This is a genomic window from Candidatus Chlorohelix sp. (assembly GCF_037138995.1).
GTDB lineage: Bacteria > Chloroflexota > Chloroflexia > Chloroheliales > Chloroheliaceae > Chlorohelix.
The window spans coordinates 28,752-46,472 of sequence record NZ_JBAXHI010000015.1 but is presented as its reverse complement, the minus strand read 5'-3'; the positions used below and the strand labels follow the sequence as shown (position 1 = coordinate 46,472).

The following is a 17,721-nucleotide window of genomic DNA, read 5'->3' as shown; positions in this document are numbered from 1 at the left end:
CCAAATACTTCTCAAAACCGTCTATCTTTTATAGGTGATAAGAAAATGCCGAAGCTGATTCTGGTAAGGCACGGTCAAACCGATTATAACGCGCAACGCCGTTATCAAGGACAAACCGACATACCGCTTAATGAAATGGGTTTACGTCAATCTAGAGCTTTACAGAAACGTCTCTCTCATTTAAAACTCACTGCTGCCTATTGTAGCGATTTGAGCAGAGCGCGTATCACTGCCCAAATCGGGTTGGAATGGCATTCTCCCAAACTAGAAGCGGAAATATTGCCCGGTCTGCGTGAAGCGTCCGGCGGCAGAGCAGAAGGGCTAAATTATAATCAAATGCTGGAGCAATTCCCCGAAGAAACCAAGCTCTGGCAAAGCGACCGTTATAATTATAGTCCGCCCGGTGGTGAAAATCTTAAGACTGTGCTTGCACGGGTTAGCAAATCAATTGATTATATTACCGACAAACATCCCGGCGAGGATGAGGTGGTTCTGGTGGTAGCACATGGGGGAGTAATCGGCACACTGCTTTGCCATTATATGGGGATGGATCTAAACCGTATCTGGCAATGGCGGGTAGATAGTTGTTCGTTGTCCATCCTGCACCTTTACGATAATGCTTCAATCCTATCGCTGTTTAACGATACATCGCATATAGACACAATGGATTTAAATGAAGGTAAATAGGAATTTCTTGTCTTGTGGAAAGGTTTTTGAACAGTAGCAACAATGTCAAAACCATCGAAAGAGCGCCTAGTAAGCCTTGTTTTGGGTGGCGCACGTAGCGGCAAAAGTACCTTTGCCGAGAAACTGGCAAGTTCCCGCGCGGGCAACTTTGCGGTGTTATATGTAGCAACGCTCGAACCATATGACGCAGAAATGAAAGAGCGAGTAATCCGACACCGCGCCAGTCGCCCGGATACATGGCACACAGTCGAAGCTCCCTTGAGTCTAGCTCAAAAAGTACAGCAAGAATACAAGGGCGAGAAATTGGTGTTGTTGGATTGTCTCACGCTTTGGACTACCAACCGCTTGATGAGCATAACACCATTGGATAACGATGCTCAGGGATATGTTGCCCAAATACCGCCTGAAGATGACCTTGCGCTCGAATCTACCGCGCCAACTACTCCTGTTCAAGTCACATCCCCAGATTATTTTGCGGAAGAACGCGCTATGGCGCAGGAACTCGAATCAGTGGTGGCTTGGTTACGTGAGAAAAATTGCGGTCTAGTAATGGTCTCGAACGAAGTGGGAATGGGTTTAGTACCGCCATATCCATTGGGACGCGCTTATCGAGATGCGTTAGGACGCTTGAATCAGGTTGCCGCCAACCTCTCGGATGAGGTTTTTTTCTGCATTGCCGGTATTCCCGTTGATTTGAAAAAATTGCAATATGCTTTTGACGAGGATATATAAGGCACATGAAGGAGTTTTTCTCAATCCTGAAACGAGGGTTGAATAAATTTCGGGAAGATCAAGGCACAAGTTGGGCAGCGGCAATAGCTTATTATGCGTTGGTTTCTGTTTTTCCGCTTATTATCGGAGCAGTTGTAATCGCTACTTTAATTATTCAGGACGATAGTACCCGAAAGGATATAACTAAAAGCCTGATTGAAGCTTTCCCAAAAGCCGACCAAGCCGGAGTAAACATCAATGAAATCATTAGTAATTTCATTGACACCTTGAGTAAAGCTGCTCCCGTTCTGGCAATAGTATCGGTGATTGGCACACTATGGTCTGGTAGCGGCGTTTTCGATGGAATTATGACTGCAATAAATGTGGCATGGGATGTAAAAAAAGACCAGCGGAGCTTTATTAAGAAAACTAGCTTGCGTTTTGCGATGTTAATAGGGCTTGGTATCCTGTTTATTTTCTCTACAGGCATCGGATTTGCCATTCAGATAATTCGCGGGCTTGATATAGGAATCCTCGGTATTACCCTTAACAGTTTCAGTTTGCTCTGGGATACAATCATTTTCGTTGTACCCTACTTACTTAACGTGGCAATTTTTATGACCATTTACCGACTCGCCCCCGATCGTACTTTAGAAAAACGCATTCGCTGGAAACCAATACTATTGGGCGCGGTGGTGGCAGCATTTCTTTTTGAAGTCAGCAAATTATTTTTGAGCTTTTTCCTAACCGGATTTGGCGGAACGCAAAGCTATCAGCGCACCTACGGAGCTATAGCCGGAGTTATAATCTTTTTATTCTACGTATATGTCAGCGCTTGTATTTTGCTTATAGGGGCTGAAATAGCAGCAGTAGCTACGCGCAAGGCTGAAGTGGAAACAGGAGAATTGCGAGAACAAGACATAGAAAAAACTAAATCGAATATTTTTGCTCCTGTAGCTATCGAAAATACCAAGCCCAAAGATAACAAATCTGGCTTGTTACCTACTTTTTTCAGTCTAGCAATAGTAGGCTTGTTTGTAGTAGCAGGGCGCAAACGCAATAACCGTAAATAAAAAAGGCACAAGTTTTACCTACGCCCCGCGTTTTTGCTTTCAGAATTAGCTAATCTTTTGACAAGAGTTTTTGTACTAATGCCACGCTCTGTCGTCCTTCATCACCAAAATAAACCGCACTTTTGAAAAGTGCATGCAGATTCGAGTCTTCGGTGAAAGCACGACCGGCATAGGCAAAAATAAGACCGGGCAGCCAGTATTGCTTTACTCTTTCTATCACCGGTAATATTTCTTGATGCAGCGCAATAGCGGTTTCAGAACGACTTGCTGAAAATACTACCATAGAAGGCTTCAGACGGCGCAAATCTTTTTCTAGGTCAAGGGCAGGTACATTTTGCCCTAGATAAAGCACCCGCCAGCCATTTCTACGAAGAAAGAAGCTAGTCATCACTACCCCTACTTCATGAAATTCGTGAGGAGCGCAACCTGTCAGAATTAGAGGACCTGTTTCCTGAACCGGTAGCGAATTAATCATCGCGTTTAGACGAGTGCGGCAGATATTGCTGGCAAAATGTTCGGTAGCAACTGTTACTTCATTACGCATCCAGCGATCACCGATTTCATATAGTACCGCTTGCATTAAATCTACACAAACTTCTTCAGGTGAATAAAATCCGGCTGCTTCAGAAATAAGGTTATCAGCAGTCAGTTCATCAAACTGAAGGAAAGCATTCATCAATTCATTGCCAAGTACGCTCAAAGAACGTATTTCACTCAAACGAGCAATCTTCGGGTGGCTTCCTTTTCCGCTGGTTTTCGTAGAAGTGGCACGAGATTGGCGATTTTCATACTGCAACATATCCTGAACAGTTTCTTCCGGCTGTGCTTGTAAAAGAGCGCTGGCTTGGCTAATTGACATTCCTTCTTCAAGGCGATTACTCAGCCACATAACCCGATAAATATCTCGCTTGGTATAACGCCTATGCCCACTCTCAGTCCGCTGTGGAGTGAGAATTTTGTAGCGTTTCTCCCAAGCGCGTAGAGTAGGTTCGGTAATACCTGCCATATGTGCCACCGCTTTAATACTATAAATAGGCAGATCGAGGGTGTTTTCTAACATTTTGAAATGTTCCTTTGAAGGAAAGCTACCTGTTGCAGCTTCTCAGTTTATTTTGCCAGCCTTTTGCAATTATCGCTTTGAGAGTATTATGGAAGTAATTATAATTCTTTATACTAAAATAATATCACGCAGCATTACTCTGTCAAGATATTGTATAACATTTTTATCGGTACTGCTGTAGTTATTGATACTTTGTAGTCTTTGCTGTCCAATCTGTAGATTAATTATATGAGAGTTTTGCTTAAATACCTTATAGGCGAATGGAGAAAATTATATGTGTGGTCGATTTGCCCTGAAAGCCAGCATAGATTACATTGAAGAGCGGTTTACTGCTCAGGCTATGTTTAGTAATATTGATTTTGCGCCAAGTTTCAATATAGCGCCTAGCCAAACTTGCCCTGTTATAGTTGCGAGTGAAAAAGGCAGACAAATAAAGTTAATGAAATGGGGCTTGATACCAAGTTGGTCAAAAGAACCCAAAGCCAATTATTCAACAATTAACGCTAGGGTTGAAGGAATCGAAACCAAACCCGCTTTCCGTAAACCTTTTAGAACACAACATTGCCTTATACCAGCAAATGGCTTCTTTGAATGGAAAAAGCCAGAATTAGTTAAAGCCCCAAAAATCCCTTATTTTATCTACCTGCAAGGAAATGAGGCACCCCTCTTTGCAATGGCGGGTTTGTACGATATATGGAGAGATGAGCATGGGCAAGAACTATATAGTTTTACCATAATTACAACGGAAGCAAACGAGCTTATCAAGCCCTTGCATAATCGAATGGCAGTAATTCTACCGGAAGAATTTGAAAGTATCTGGCTAGATACCACCAACACCAACCCTGCAAAGGTTCTTTCTATACTCAAACCCTTCCCACCAAAACTAATGGTAGCGCATCTAGTCTCAAATCAGGTAAATTCTCCCTATAATAATACCCCCGAACTAATCGAACCTTTGCATTAAGCAAGGTGTAGTTGTTGTAATATAGCTGAATATATAAACTCACAGGATTTTAGTATGCCTTGCGTAAAATTGATTCGGTTAAGGGATAATTGCGTAGTATAATTATCCCTTAACCAGTATGCACAAATTTACGTTAATCTAATTGTCATCTTGAAAGGAGGACTCTCCAGCGTGAAGGGATTAATCCTCAGCGGCGGAAAAGGTACGCGGCTGCGCCCCCTAACCTATACCAGCGCCAAACAACTTGTGCCTGTAGCTAACAAGCCTGTATTGTTCTATACCATAGAAAACCTTGTGGAAGCTGGTATTTCCGAAATTGGGATTGTAGTTGGCGATACTGCTGCCGAGGTAAAAACTGCTGTTGGTAGCGGCGAAAAGTGGAACGCAAAAATAACCTATATTCAACAAGATGCGCCGTTAGGATTGGCGCACGCCGTAAAAATCTCACACGAATTTCTTGGAGATGATCAGTTTGTAATGTATTTGGGCGACAATATGCTTGAACAAAGTATTCGCCCCTTGGTTGAGGATTTTAAAACAGGCAAGTGCAACTGCCAGATTTTATTAAAGGAAGTTACTAACCCTCAAAGTTATGGTGTTGCAGTTTTAGCGGGGGATAGGGTGGTAAGCCTAATTGAAAAGCCAGCAGACCCACCGAGCAACCTAGCGTTGGTGGGCGTTTATATGTTCGACCACAATATATTCACAGCAGTTAACGAAATAAAACCAAGTTGGCGCGGCGAACTGGAAATCACCGATGCTATTCAATACCTAGTGACTAACGGTTATGATGTAAAGCCTTTTGTTTTGGATGGCTGGTGGGTGGATACAGGGAAACAAGCCGATATGCTAGAGGTAAATCGTCTCATTTTAGACCGGCTAGAACGCAACGTTTCCTGCTATGTAGATAAAGATAGCCGTGTTGAAGGCAAGGTGGTTATCGAACAATCAGCCGAAATCATTAATAGTGTGGTGCGTGGTCCGACAATTATCGGTAGGGGTTGCCGAATTATTAACAGTTACGTAGGACCATATACTTCGATTAATCATAACTGCACCATTAGCGATAGCGAAGTAGAGCATAGCATTATTCTTGAAAACAGCCAAATTCACGATATACCCAGCCGGATTGAGGATAGTCTTATAGGGCGAAACGTGGTAGTGGAAAAATCGCCCATCAAACCCAAAGCCTTAAAACTATTACTGGGCGATAACAGCCGGGTAGGAATTCTTTAATCTTTTACAGGAGAGTTAGATAAGCTTTATGAAGAAAGTTTTAATTACTGGCGGTGCGGGCTTTATAGGCTCGAATTATGTCCGCTATATGCTTGAAAAATACCCTGACTATCATGTGGTAGTGTTAGATAAATTGACATACGCTGGTAATTTGGCAAATCTGGCAGATATTGAACAAAATTATGGAGAGCGGTATACCTTTGTAAAAGGCGATATTGCCGACCCGGTGGCAGTTGATAAGGCAATGCAAGATTGCCAATATGTTTTGAATTTTGCCGCCGAAAGCCATGTTGACCGCTCAATTGAACAACCTGGTCAATTCATTATGACCGATGTGTACGGCACTTTCGTACTTCTGGAAGCCGCCAAAAAATATGCGGTAGAACGTTTTGTGCAAATTTCCACCGATGAGGTTTACGGACATATTCCGCAAGGTTCTTCTAAAGAAGGCGACCGCCTCGAAACACGCAGCCCCTATTCTGCCAGTAAAGCAGGCGGAGAGCTTATGGCACACGCTTACTATGTCACGTATGGCGTTCCTGTGCTGATTACACGCGGTAGCAACAATTATGGACCTTATCAGTATCCTGAAAAGCTTATCCCGCTTTTTATTACCAATGTAATTGATAATATTCAGGTTCCGGTTTACGGTGATGGGCAGCAGATTCGCGACTGGATTTACGTGTTGGATCATTGCAGTGGGATAGACCTAGTGCTACACAAGGGGCAACTCGGTGAGGCTTATAATGTGGGGGGTGGCAACGAACGCACCAACCTTGAAATAACTCATAAGGTTCTTGAATTAACCGGAAAACCGCTTGACCTTATCAAATACGTTAAAGACCGCCCCGGTCATGATCGCCGTTATTCGTTGGATACCACCAAAATTCGCCAATTGGGTTGGGAGCCACAATTCACTTTTGAAACGGCAATGCGTCAGACTGTCGAGTGGTTCTTGAAAAACGAGGAGTGGTGGCGACCGCTTAAATCAGGTGAGTTCCAAGAATACTACCAACGCCAGTATGTCAATCGCTAGGCATAATTAGAGATAGATTAATTTCAAGAGCAGTCGGTTGGCTGCTCTTTTGTTTTTCTTGAAATCTGAGCCACAAGAAGCTAAACTAAGCACTACAAATATGATACTTAAATATGGGGGTCAAATTGAAGAAAATCTATATTCTAATACTCTTGAGTTGTTGTATATTGCTTGTTGCTTGCAGTGAGGATAACCCAACAGCAGTAAAATCGCCTTCTCCTGCCCCTAATCGGACGGTAACAACCATAGCTACTGTTCAGGTAACATCAGGGGTTGCCCCTGTAACTACTATTGCTATTGCCAACACCGCAAGTAGCGCAGTTCCCTCAAATATCATAACTATTCCGGCATCCGGCAACTACAGCGGTAGTTTGGAAGTATTTAAGAAAGTGTTTGAAGCAACCGGAAAAGCTAATTCATATCGCTTCTCGGTGGTATCCACAGGAGTTAGTTTGAGCGGAGTATTTGTTAAGCCAGATCGCATTTCGGGAAATCTTGAAACCGGGGGTCAAAAAGCTCAGGTTGTGCTGATAGGCAAGGATTTTTACTTTAGTGTGGACGGCAAGACTTGGCAGAAAAACTCAGGCGACTCCTCCTTATCCGATATAACTGCACGCCTGAATGAAGTAATACCGTCTAATCTCGCCGGTAGCCTCTTTTACTCCCAAAACGATGAGAAGCTCGATGGCAAAGATGTGGGCGTTTTCGCCATAGAAACCGATAGCGCCTCCGCATTAAGCACAACGATTAATAAGACCCGCCTGACCTATAAGTATGATAAACAAACTTTTCAAGTAGCTCTGGTTCAGGTTAAAAGTGGAAGCAACGATGCCGAGATACGTTATAGCGACTACGATAACCCGACACATAAGGTGGAAGCTCCGGCCTAATCGCTGCGCCTGTATTACCTTAAATAAGGCTTAAAAAACAAGGTTCGCAGCCATCAAACTTATACGCCGTAGGTGTAGCCTCTACTACGGGAGTCTGATATTGCCTATGCTAACATGGCAATATCCTGAGTAAACTTGTCTTTTTGCCTTTAGAAAGCCATTATCCCATGAACAACGAGCGAAAAAAACACCCGCATCTGCAAATTATAAATCCTTCCGACACACCACCTGATAGTGATTACGAAGTCAATCAAAGCGCACAGGTGGTTGTGCGAAAAACGCAAGAAGTTAAACCTGCTGAAATAGCCAAACTGCGCTGGAGTATTTACATCAGCATAATGAAACCCATTACTTGGGTTCCGGTGGTTTGGTCGTTCCTGTGCGGTGCAGTAGGAACAGGCGGTTTGCGACTCGATTTGGAAATTCTTTTAAAGCTATTAGTTGGTTTAATTTTATCCGGACCGCTGTTGTGTGGAATGGGTCAGGCAATAAATGACTATTTCGACCGCGAAGTGGATGCGGTTAACGAGCCATCAAGAGCAATTCCAAGCCTACGTATCACCCTCATGGAAACCTACCGCATTATCGGATGCTTGGGCTTTTTAGGCTTATTATCGGCATACTATCTTGGCACAGTAGTGTTTTTTCTTTCACTGGCAGGAATAGGGTTAGCACACGCTTATAGCGCACCACCGCTACGGCTCAAGCGTTTTACGTGGCTCGGTCCACTCACCAGCGCAGTCTCTTATATTGCGTTCCCGTGGTTAGCCGCCGCCAGCATTTTTGGAGAAATCAGCCCACGAGTATTGATTATAATATCTATCTATTCGCTCGGCGCTACCGGCATAATGATTTCTAATGATTTTAAAAGCATCGTGGGAGATTACGCGCTCAAATTGCCAAGCGTCCCGGTGGTTTACGGCACGCGCATTGCTGCCAGAATAACATGCGCCCTAATAGATAGCGCACAATTGGCAGTAATTGCATATCTCATCTTAGCCGACCACCATTTTCTCGCGGCAGCCGTTGTTTTGCTGCTGATGTTGCCGCAATTATTTTACCAGAAGTCCTTTCTTGAAAAGCCCTTGGCAAAAGCCATCTGGTACAACTCTCACAGCCAGATATTCTTCGTAACAGGTATGCTGGTGGTGAGCGTACTGACATTTTAGCCTCATTATCACTCTAATCCGGTCTTCTTTCTTTGCCTCTAATTATAGAGGCATTTTCTATTAGCTTTTAAACCCCATAAGGAATTTAGAACGAATTTACGGAAAACCTCTTGACAAATCCGCATAATTGTTCTATATACATGGTAATTAGAACATTTGTATTTTAGGCTTTATGTTCTGTAAAATTAGGATAAAAACTAAAATTCGTCCTATACCTATGCTCACCTGCTATTGCTCACAAACCACAAGCAGGTCCTAACCTAAAAAGGAGTTAACGATGATGGCTAATCCGGCTCGCAATTACTCGCATTATGATGATTTTGAAGAAGATGAGAATCAACCCTTACCCCGACATGCCAATGTACCGGGAACGCCAAGAATGGCTATGCCTACTTACAGAGTTAATGTAATCGGGCAGGGTGAAAGTACAGCCGCTCGTGTGAATATGCCACGCCCACTGCCAAACGTAGCGCCACCAATGCATGCTCGTGCGAATGTACCGCCACGGGCTATGATGCCGCCCCAAGGTAGGGCTTTACCCGCGCCCCGTTATAATCGCCCTCAGCCTAAAACGATAAATAATCGTTTTGCTATTCTTGATAAACTTAGCTTATCTAATATTGCGCCTTATAAAATGTTGTTGTCGGTAATAGGGGGCTTGGTCGCAATAACTACAATGATTTTATTGATAACCACCGTAATCGGTTGGTGGAATACGTGGCAGGATGATATGACTTACGGCAGACCGCGCACTATGCAGCTTAGCGGCTGGGTAGGGCATAACGAGCAAACCGGACAAGCCACTAACTTTATTGCCCAAAACATCAATGGGGAAGTTAACATCTACGAAATCCCCGGTGGAGATACGGCAAAAATGACTGTTATCAAAGGACCTCGTCTTTTTGGGAAAAACGCTGACCTAACTCCGGTCAAAATCCGACTTGAAGATGTAAATGCTGACGGGCATGTTGACCTGATAGCAACTGTGGATGGTTCAGAATTGGTTTATATGAACGATAGCGGCAAATTCCGCCCGGCATCTGGCGATGAAGTTCGCCGGATTATGAAAAAGTAGGAGGCGCTCAGTGGGGCGAGAAGCTACAGCCAGAACATGGGATTACTGGGATGAGGAAGAGCAAGATTACAAACCTCGGCGCGTTGAGAGAAAAAGACCTCCCACAGCCCGTCCGGCAAGTATCAAAGTCATTTATCAACCGGAACCATTCAAAGTAGCTCCAAAAGGGAGCTACACTTATGAGGATACAATACATCAAGCACAACCCTATAACCGCCAATGGGCAAACTATGAAGTAAATGAGATGTTACATTCAACAGTTTTCCCCCAAAACAGCTTTTACGAGCTAAAGGCTCTTATGGTTAACCTGTACCAAAATTCGCCCTACCGAAAAGCGATAGGCTGGGTTTTTACAATAGGGCTGGGCTTATTTTTGGCAGTAATTTTCTTTGGTTGGATTCAGAACGCTACAGCGCAAGCGCCACGTTACACTACTTTTGGTCAAAGTAATGTTGGGCAGATTTCTAACCAAAACTTAACAGGCACCATTTTAGGCGCACCCAGCATCAGCCCTGAAAAGATTGACTCGGTTCTCAGCAGCTATAAATCTCCTGCAACCGGAATGGGACGAACTATGTATGATTTGGGTATCAAGTACGGTATCAATCCGGCATACGCGCTTGCTTTCTTCATCCACGAAAGTTCAGCCGGCACACAAGGAATAGCTACCGTAACCAAATCCATTGGCAATATTCGCGTCACACCCGGTTATGAGAATTATCAAGGCTTCCGTAAATATCCCGGTTGGGATGCAGGTATCGAGGACTGGTACAAACTTATCAAAAATCTATATGTGGACGGTTGGAAATTGAATACTGTTGAGAAAATTGTTCCCGTTTATGCGCCTGCTGCCGATAATAATAACCCAACCGCCTATATCAAACATGTTAATAATCTGGTGGCACAATGGCGTTCAGGGAATTAGCCGAAATAACCCGGCAACTTTATCAGAGTAACCAGTTATGATTTTTGCAAAGCCTCAACCAAAACGTGATTTGCCCATACATAGACCCGGATTTCTCAAGGTTCGCCCGGTTCTGAATCCGGTAGGCGTAGAGAGATTCGGGGTAATTGAGCTTGCTCAGGATTGTACCCCATTCGTTTTCTTTTCTGATAAGAAGAAGTCGAAAGGGGTAAAGATTCTTACCGGGGGATTGCGCTTGTCAGGTTCGCGCCTGAACTTAGGGCTGACTGATGAAAGAGAGGAGGCTGATTTTTGGCACAGGTTGACTGCCTCCTTACCTGAGGGTGTAGCGGCTCAGTATATTTTGCGCCGTAAGCCGGGCAGCCTCAAAAACTATTATGAGCATTTGCAAGAACAGGTATTACAACGCCTGAATGATGAAGAATCGGCTTATTTGTTTTTGGAAGATTATCTGGAAAATCTGATATATCCTGTTGAGGAAGCCGGCTTAACCGAACAGGAATTTTACCTACTTATCGGGGCGCACAGTGAAGAAGAAATGGCAGAGCAACTTGCTTTGCTCTTTACCAATTTGCCGTGTGACGCAACTCCACTTTGTGCTGTTGAGCTACAAAAACTTCTGGACGAATACGGCGTTAATCTTGAACCTGCCTGTGGTGAGGATTACGTGCAAACAACCGATACCCGCGCTTACTGGTCGCTAGTTGCCCCGCCACCTTCAGTGGAGGGAGGATGGACGCGCCCGATTCTGGAAAATGAGATGCTGGCAAATGCTCGCTTCGATATTGTGGGGCATATTACACCGGGCAAACCCGACCCTGCCTTGAGAACGGTACTGGAAAAAAGAAGCGCCACTTTATTGGAAATGCTGGAAAGCGCACAGAATGTTGGTACTAAAAATGCAAGCCGTGATTTGAGCGAACAACTAAACGAAGTGAATAAACGGCTTGCCACATTAGAGGAGCAAGGACAACGCTTTTACGAAGTCAGCCTATGCTTTTCCTTATATTCTGACCCAGAGCATTTCACCGAACAGGTCGAAACCTTTGAAATGGCTTTGCTGGAGGCACACCTAACCCCACGCCGAGTATGCGGGGAGAATGGATTGGAATTGGCGTGGCGAGATTGTGCGCCGATAAATCTATCACAATTGGCTCGCCCATTTGTAGTAGGCGAACATCCTGTTGCTTCACAGGTGCGTCAGAATGTAACTACCGCCGGTAAGTTGCTACAACTCGCCACTTCCGGTTCTAGCGTTGAATGTGCCACGCTGGCAGGTTACAGCCGAACAGGTGAAGCATTTTACCTGAAACCTGATTCTAGGTTAAGCATCTTTCTAATGGGTGAAAAAGATACCCGTTATTACGAGGCTGCCCGCAATATGACGCAATATTTAATGGCGATGCGTTTTCTACAAGGGCAGAAATTTTGCGTTTTTGACCCTTCTGGAAAATGGCTGGTTACTGCTCGACAATTGGGCGGCTTAAAGACGTGGCAACGCCCGCACCAATTTATAGATTTGCTATCCGCCAGCCCTTCAAACCTACAAACCCTCTCTCAAATCGAAAAATGGATTGAATATACCGGGCGTTTTTTGAGCGATTTGCTTGGACTAAAAGATGACGTTGGTCTGGAATCGCTATTACTCGGAGCGGTGGTAGCCCAACAATATGAGAATATTGCTCTAACTCCTGTATCGCTATGGGAACGCGCCATTGACGATAATAATGAGATTCTAGCAGAGGCGCTATCACGGCTGGTACTGGATGGGGATTTAGCATGGCTTTTTACAGTTCCCACCGATCAAATCCAGCCTAATGAACCATTGCTGGTGTTCGGCTTTGAACCGGATGAGATAAAGGTTCTCCCCGAAACTACGCGCCGCTCAATAATGACACGGGTTTTTACAGAAATGGCAGGACGGTTGCGCGACCATAATATTGTAGTGAGTGAAGCCGACTGGCTATTACAAGACAAAACCTTTGCCGGAAGTCTCTTTAAAACGATAAAATATGGACAAAAGATTTGGGCGATTACCGATAATTGTGAGGAACTGCTGGTAGGAGCAAACGGAGCAGGGCGTTGGTTACTCGAACAGGCGCAAATGCACGTATTTTTCAAGCAAGAAGGGTCAGGGCTTAACGGTATCGCCCGCCGCCTCAAACTGTCCGCTCGAAGCGTAAAAGCCATTCGTGAGTTGGCGGCGGGTGCCGCGATTGTGCGACATATTGAGAATGAACATGTTAACTTGAGCGCGTTTGAACCGCTACCCGGAGATTATATCGGGAGGCTTTCCGGCAAAAAGGCGATTCGCACTCCCGAAAAATTACCAGAGTTTATTCGCACCGAGCTTGAAAAGCTCTTTACCCCTAAAAAAGTTGCCCCGTTATTGCTTAAAGCCAGACTTGGAGCTTAAACGGGTTTTTCTGCCAGCAGCGCCACCCAATCGTTTTCGCTGCGTCGTTCCAGTATTTTCAGCCCTACCTGTTCAAATGCCTGAACTACTTCCGTTTCTTTCTCGGAAATAATGCCGCTTACAATCAGCTTTCCACCGGGCTTTAAAACCAACGCAAAAGCATTAGCCAGGGCCCCAAGCACCCGCGCAATAATATTTGCCAGCACAACATCGTAAGGCGCATGGGTTATCAAGGCTTCCGGTACACGCTGTGCATCCTCCGGGAAGCTGTAAAAGCCGCCGCTTGCAATGCTTTTCTCCACTGCCAGCGAACCTGCCGCCACTATTATGCGCTCTTCCAGACCGTTCCGGGAAACATTTTCAGCGGCAGATTGCACCGCTACCGGGTCAGTATCAACCCCTATGGTTAAACTTGCGCCTAATTTCGCGGCGGCAATAGCCAATATGCCGCTACCTGTCCCCACATCGAGGGATTTAATGCGCTCATTTTCCTTTTGCGCCAATAGCAAAGGGATTTGTTCTTCTGCCAGCAATAGGCAAAGACGAGTGGTAGGGTGCAAACCCGTTCCAAAAGCCATACCGGGGTCAATTTCCACCACTATATCATCAGGTTCGGAAACATAGGGCTGCCACGGTGGTTTGATTACGGTGCGCTTTCCCAACCGATGCACCTGATAGTATTGTTTCCAAGCATTAGCCCAATCTTCTTCGAGCTTTTCGGCTACTTGCAAATCCTCTATGTGCAACATTCGCCCCAAATACCATAAACCTTCTCTAAGTTTTTGAACCTGTGCCTGTTGCTCTTCGGAATTTTCAGGGTTGAGCGGCAGATAAGTGCGTACCGTCACCAAACCTTCGGGGTCAATCTCAGCGCCGCCATCGGCACCGGGTTTTATCGGTTCTTCGATAACCACCCCTTGATTGTAACCATAGCGTGTAAAAAGCTCGGTAATGGCTTCCACTGCTTCTGCTTCCGCCACTACCGCCAGTTCAAGCCAACTTGAGGCTGTATCGTTCATGCTTTTTGTTTTTGTCCTAACTCGTTTGCGGCACGGTCGTGCAATTTAGCCACAAATTTTTCAATTTCGTCCAGCGCTTCAGTTTTTTCGCCATCTCGCAGCATTTCATGACCGCTACGATAAAACCATTTCAAGGTTTTTTCTTTGCTACCAAGATTATCGTATAACCACTGCTGAATTTTGGGGTCAATGGTGCGGTCTCTCTGCGCAGCAATCACCAGCGTAGGGATTTTAATTTGCGCCATCAAATTGGGCTTGCGTATCCGCTGCTGATAGCGATAGAGTTGTAACGCCGCGTGGGTAGGAATCCATTTATAGTTCTGATTGGTCTTTAGCATATCGGGGTCACAGTAATCGGCGGGGTTGAATTGGAAAACTATCTTTTTCTGGAAACGCACCAGTAGCGGCAGCAGATTCGTGCGCGGGTCGGAATATTTTAACGCAGCAGCGATAGTCACCAAGCCCGCCAGTTGCTCCTGATAGGCAAGCGTTAGGTCAAGAGAGACAACACCCCCCATCGAAAGCCCTATAATTACAGCCTTATCCGCCACTTGTAAAAGCTCTTTTAAGGCTTTTTCCGCATCAGCGTACCAATCCTGCCAACTAACCCCTTGTAGGTCTTCTGGTTTAGACATATGCCCTCGCAGCGCCGGCATACGGTAAGGAATACCCAGTTTCTCTAAGCGGTCAACAACAGGGTCAATGCAATTTATATGTGAGCTTAAACCGTGCAGTAGCAAGCAGCCAAGCGACGCTTTTTGCATAATCTATTTCTCCTAATACGCATTCTTATCCGTAAAAATCACTATCAAAGTTTTTAGCATTATCTTAATGTCGAATAGAATTGACCAGTTTTCTACATAGTACAGGTCATAACGAATACGTTCTTCGATTGAGGTATCTCCTCGCAAACCGTTGACCTGCGCCCACCCAGTTATGCCCGCCTTTTCTTTGTGGCGACGACTATAACGCGGGTAGGTTTGGCTAAATTCTTCTACCTTGAAAACCTGCTCAGGGCGAGGACCAACGATGCTCATATCACCGATTAGCACATTTATAAACTGAGGCATTTCATCCAAACTAAAGCGGCGCATAAATGTGCCTATCTTGGTACGACGCGGGTCATTCTTGACAGTCCAACCGGGTCCGGTTTTTTCGGAAGTGGCACGCATTGAACGGAATTTCAATACGGTAAAAGGTATGCCGTCCAGACCCACCCGCTCCTGAGTATATAAAACGGGTCCTTTAGGGTCGGTTACTTTTATTAATAAAGCCTGCAATAGCAGCAAGGGTGAGGAAAAAATCAGGATTAAAGCACTGATTGCAACATCCATTGAACGTTTAATAAAGCGATTTACACCACGCAAAGAAGAATCTTTCACGCTCAAAAGCGGGAGACCGGTAAGCTCACCGATAGCATCGTCGTTAGTAGTAATCAATTGGAACGCATCGGGATATATCCAAATGTTTACCGGCAGGTCTTCGCATTTATCCACAAAGCCCAACAGAGTATCCTGAGAAGCTCCTCTTATAGCAATGATAACCTCATCAACATGATAACGAGGCACAACCTCACGCAACTCATTTAACTTGCCTACTATGGATAAGTTGTTAATGCTGTTTTCGAGCGGTTCATCCGACAGCACGCCCACTACCCGGTAACCCAAACCCGGAGATTCGGCTACTTTTCGAGCAATTCGTTCCACTACCTCCCCGCTACCAACTAGCAAAAGTCTTATTTGAGTTACACCCTTACGGCGCAGGAAGCCAAGAATTGCCCCGAAAATAAAACGCGCTAAGGTAGTAAATAATATTATCAAAACCAGCGAATAAATTAAAATCTGGCGCGAGTATTGAAAACTACCACCCAGAATCACTGAATTCAAAGCAATAGCCAGAATTATACCAAGAGTAACAGCAGCGCAAATACGGTAGAACTCATCTATACGGCTATAGCCACGTTTCAAGCTATAGAGCCGCCGATAATAGAAGCCAACCAAAACAGTGACTACGCTTATCGGCAAAATAACTGCATAATTTGTAGGGGAATAAGTTATTAGCGGACCACCAAAGGTTATTTTGGCGCGAAAGGCATAGGCTGTCACAAAACCTAGCGTAATCATCGCTATATCAAGTAAAACCAGCGTAATAAAAGTAAAAATCTGGGCAAAATCCCCGGCGCTCTTATGATATTTAGTAAGAGTAACCAAATCAGTGTCCATCAGCGAGGCATCGGCAGCCGCCGATAAACCTGTGAGCGGTGTATTTGCCGGGAGAACAGGTTGTTCATCTAAACCGGCAGGCGAATTATTTTTAGTTGGTTTTTGACTACTCAAGGTTCGCCACTGATATATCAGGATACACGGCGTTGTTCTTTAGGACGAAAGTAATTAATCGCTAGGGTAAGCCCGGCTTTGCCCCAAATGCCGCCATATATAAGCCAGTTAAGTAAAAAAAAGGTTTGCTTGGTGTAATGTTTGCGGTAAAAAACATCCATTGCATGGTAGAAATTAATGATTGCCCCGACAGAGCGCTGCTTACTGCTTTCGCCTTTCAGGTGCAGCACAGTAGTGGCGGGGTTATAGAAAATTTTCCAGCCCTTTTGCTTTATCCGCAAAGCCCAATCCAAATCCTCACCATACATAAAAAACTTCTCATCAAGATAGCCAACCTGCGCCAACGCTTCAGCCCTCACCAGCATAAATGCGCCACATACGCTATCCACTTCATATAACGTATCAGGGTCTAAAAAGGTAAGGTTATAACGCGCAAACAAACGATTCTTCGGAAATAGCTTGCTTAATCCGGTCATATGCCAGAAGGAGATTTCAGGAGTAGGAAAACTGCGGCGGCAAGCCAAATCTAGCTTTCCATTAGCCCGTACCAGTTTGGGACCTACCGCGCCTGCCTGCGGGGTAGCTTCCATAAAATCAAGCGTTATCTGCAAGGCTTCCGGCGATAATACTGTGTCAGGATTTAACAGTAAGATGTAACGCGCCTGTGGCAAGCAGCCTGAGCCGGGATTATAATTATCGAGGGTAACGCTATCAGGCAACGGGCAAGCCTGCCGCAAAGCTAGGTTGTTCCCGTAAGCGAAACCGCCGTTTTCAGTGCTGGCAATTAAATGCAGGTTAGGATATTTATTCTCAAACTCGCGCCTGACCATCTCCACGCTATCATCTTGCGAGCCGTTATCTACCACATAAACCCGGTAATCGAATTTACAATAGCTGCTAAAAATAGAGGTAAGGCAATCGCGCAGGAGGGTAGGAGTTTTATAATTAACGATAATAATATCAAGATCGGTTAGAAATTTCCCAGCTTCTCTATTTTCGGACGTGGCTACCCCCTGTGAAGTTCTTAGCTCTGATTCTTGCAATTTTCACCCTTCGTATCAGATTTATATTAGGCAGTCTATGTAGTCTTATTGATGGAATTATAGCAAAATCTGGGGTAGTTG

Annotated in this window: 16 protein-coding genes; 11 read left to right on the top strand and 5 right to left on the bottom strand. The window is 44.9% G+C overall.

Annotation, left to right across the window (positions count from 1 at the left end):
- Positions 1-45: 45 nt before the first annotated feature.
- From WCK19_RS08880 to WCK19_RS08870, 3 genes are read left to right on the top strand one after another with little or no spacing between them, the layout of a single operon-like run.
- On the top strand, positions 46-687 hold the full coding sequence (locus tag WCK19_RS08880) for a histidine phosphatase family protein (RefSeq protein WP_342397025.1): 642 nt from the start codon (positions 46-48) through the stop codon (positions 685-687).
- 42 nt (positions 688-729) lie between these two features.
- A complete protein-coding gene (gene cobU, locus WCK19_RS08875) occupies positions 730-1,419 on the top strand; it encodes a bifunctional adenosylcobinamide kinase/adenosylcobinamide-phosphate guanylyltransferase (protein WP_342397024.1) in 690 nt (229 codons plus the stop codon).
- Between the two features lie 5 nt (positions 1,420-1,424).
- On the top strand, positions 1,425-2,471 hold the full coding sequence (locus WCK19_RS08870; protein WP_342397023.1) for a YihY/virulence factor BrkB family protein: 1,047 nt from the start codon (positions 1,425-1,427) through the stop codon (positions 2,469-2,471).
- Positions 2,472-2,520: 49 nt separating this feature from the next.
- On the opposite strand, the gene WCK19_RS08865 is transcribed toward WCK19_RS08870, so the two are convergent.
- On the bottom strand, positions 2,521-3,531 hold the full coding sequence (locus WCK19_RS08865) for a MerR family transcriptional regulator (RefSeq protein WP_342397022.1): 1,011 nt from the start codon (positions 3,529-3,531) through the stop codon (positions 2,521-2,523).
- Positions 3,532-3,805: 274 nt separating this feature from the next.
- Between WCK19_RS08865 and WCK19_RS08860 the strand changes: the two genes are divergently transcribed.
- The 8 genes from WCK19_RS08860 to WCK19_RS08825 all read left to right on the top strand — a co-directional run bounded on the left by WCK19_RS08860 (position 3,806) and on the right by WCK19_RS08825 (position 13,242).
- Positions 3,806-4,495 carry an SOS response-associated peptidase gene (locus tag WCK19_RS08860; RefSeq protein ID WP_342397021.1) on the top strand — a complete coding sequence of 230 codons (690 nt, stop codon included), beginning with the start codon at positions 3,806-3,808 and terminating at the stop codon, positions 4,493-4,495.
- Between the two features lie 171 nt (positions 4,496-4,666).
- Positions 4,667-5,731, top strand: coding sequence for a glucose-1-phosphate thymidylyltransferase (locus WCK19_RS08855; RefSeq protein WP_342397020.1), 1,065 nt, complete (start codon positions 4,667-4,669; stop codon positions 5,729-5,731).
- A gap of 28 nt (positions 5,732-5,759) precedes the next feature.
- Complete coding sequence (rfbB, locus tag WCK19_RS08850; protein ID WP_342397019.1) at positions 5,760-6,767, top strand: dTDP-glucose 4,6-dehydratase; 1,008 nt, start codon at positions 5,760-5,762, stop codon at positions 6,765-6,767.
- Between the two features lie 125 nt (positions 6,768-6,892).
- Positions 6,893-7,657, top strand: coding sequence for a hypothetical protein (locus WCK19_RS08845; protein WP_342397018.1), 765 nt, complete (start codon positions 6,893-6,895; stop codon positions 7,655-7,657).
- A gap of 167 nt (positions 7,658-7,824) precedes the next feature.
- Positions 7,825-8,826: a chlorophyll synthase ChlG gene (gene chlG, locus WCK19_RS08840; protein ID WP_342397017.1), complete on the top strand. Its 1,002-nt coding sequence runs from the start codon at positions 7,825-7,827 to the stop codon at positions 8,824-8,826.
- A gap of 277 nt (positions 8,827-9,103) precedes the next feature.
- Positions 9,104-9,901: a hypothetical protein gene (locus tag WCK19_RS08835; RefSeq protein ID WP_342397016.1), complete on the top strand. Its 798-nt coding sequence runs from the start codon at positions 9,104-9,106 to the stop codon at positions 9,899-9,901.
- A gap of 10 nt (positions 9,902-9,911) precedes the next feature.
- Positions 9,912-10,826 (top strand): glucosaminidase domain-containing protein, encoded by a 915-nt coding sequence (locus WCK19_RS08830; protein ID WP_342397015.1) that lies wholly within the window; start codon positions 9,912-9,914, stop codon positions 10,824-10,826.
- Between the two features lie 37 nt (positions 10,827-10,863).
- On the top strand, positions 10,864-13,242 hold the full coding sequence (locus WCK19_RS08825; RefSeq protein WP_342397014.1) for a hypothetical protein: 2,379 nt from the start codon (positions 10,864-10,866) through the stop codon (positions 13,240-13,242).
- On the opposite strand, the gene prmA is transcribed toward WCK19_RS08825, so the two are convergent.
- From prmA to WCK19_RS08805, 4 genes are read right to left on the bottom strand one after another with little or no spacing between them, the layout of a single operon-like run.
- The gene (gene prmA / locus WCK19_RS08820) at positions 13,239-14,261 is read right to left on the bottom strand and encodes a 50S ribosomal protein L11 methyltransferase (protein WP_342397013.1); all 1,023 of its coding nucleotides are present in this window, start codon (positions 14,259-14,261) and stop codon (positions 13,239-13,241) included. The two genes, WCK19_RS08825 and prmA, sit on opposite strands and share 4 nt — an antisense overlap.
- Entirely contained in the window at positions 14,258-15,025 is a 768-nt protein-coding gene (locus WCK19_RS08815; protein ID WP_342397012.1) for an alpha/beta fold hydrolase, read from the bottom strand. Before WCK19_RS08815 ends, prmA begins: the two co-directional genes overlap by 4 nt.
- Positions 15,026-15,037: 12 nt before the next feature.
- Positions 15,038-16,597: an undecaprenyl-phosphate glucose phosphotransferase gene (locus WCK19_RS08810; RefSeq protein ID WP_342397011.1), complete on the bottom strand. Its 1,560-nt coding sequence runs from the start codon at positions 16,595-16,597 to the stop codon at positions 15,038-15,040.
- A 17-nt stretch (positions 16,598-16,614) separates the two neighbouring features.
- On the bottom strand, positions 16,615-17,640 hold the full coding sequence (locus WCK19_RS08805) for a glycosyltransferase family 2 protein (RefSeq protein ID WP_342397010.1): 1,026 nt from the start codon (positions 17,638-17,640) through the stop codon (positions 16,615-16,617).
- Positions 17,641-17,721: the final 81 nt, after the last annotated feature.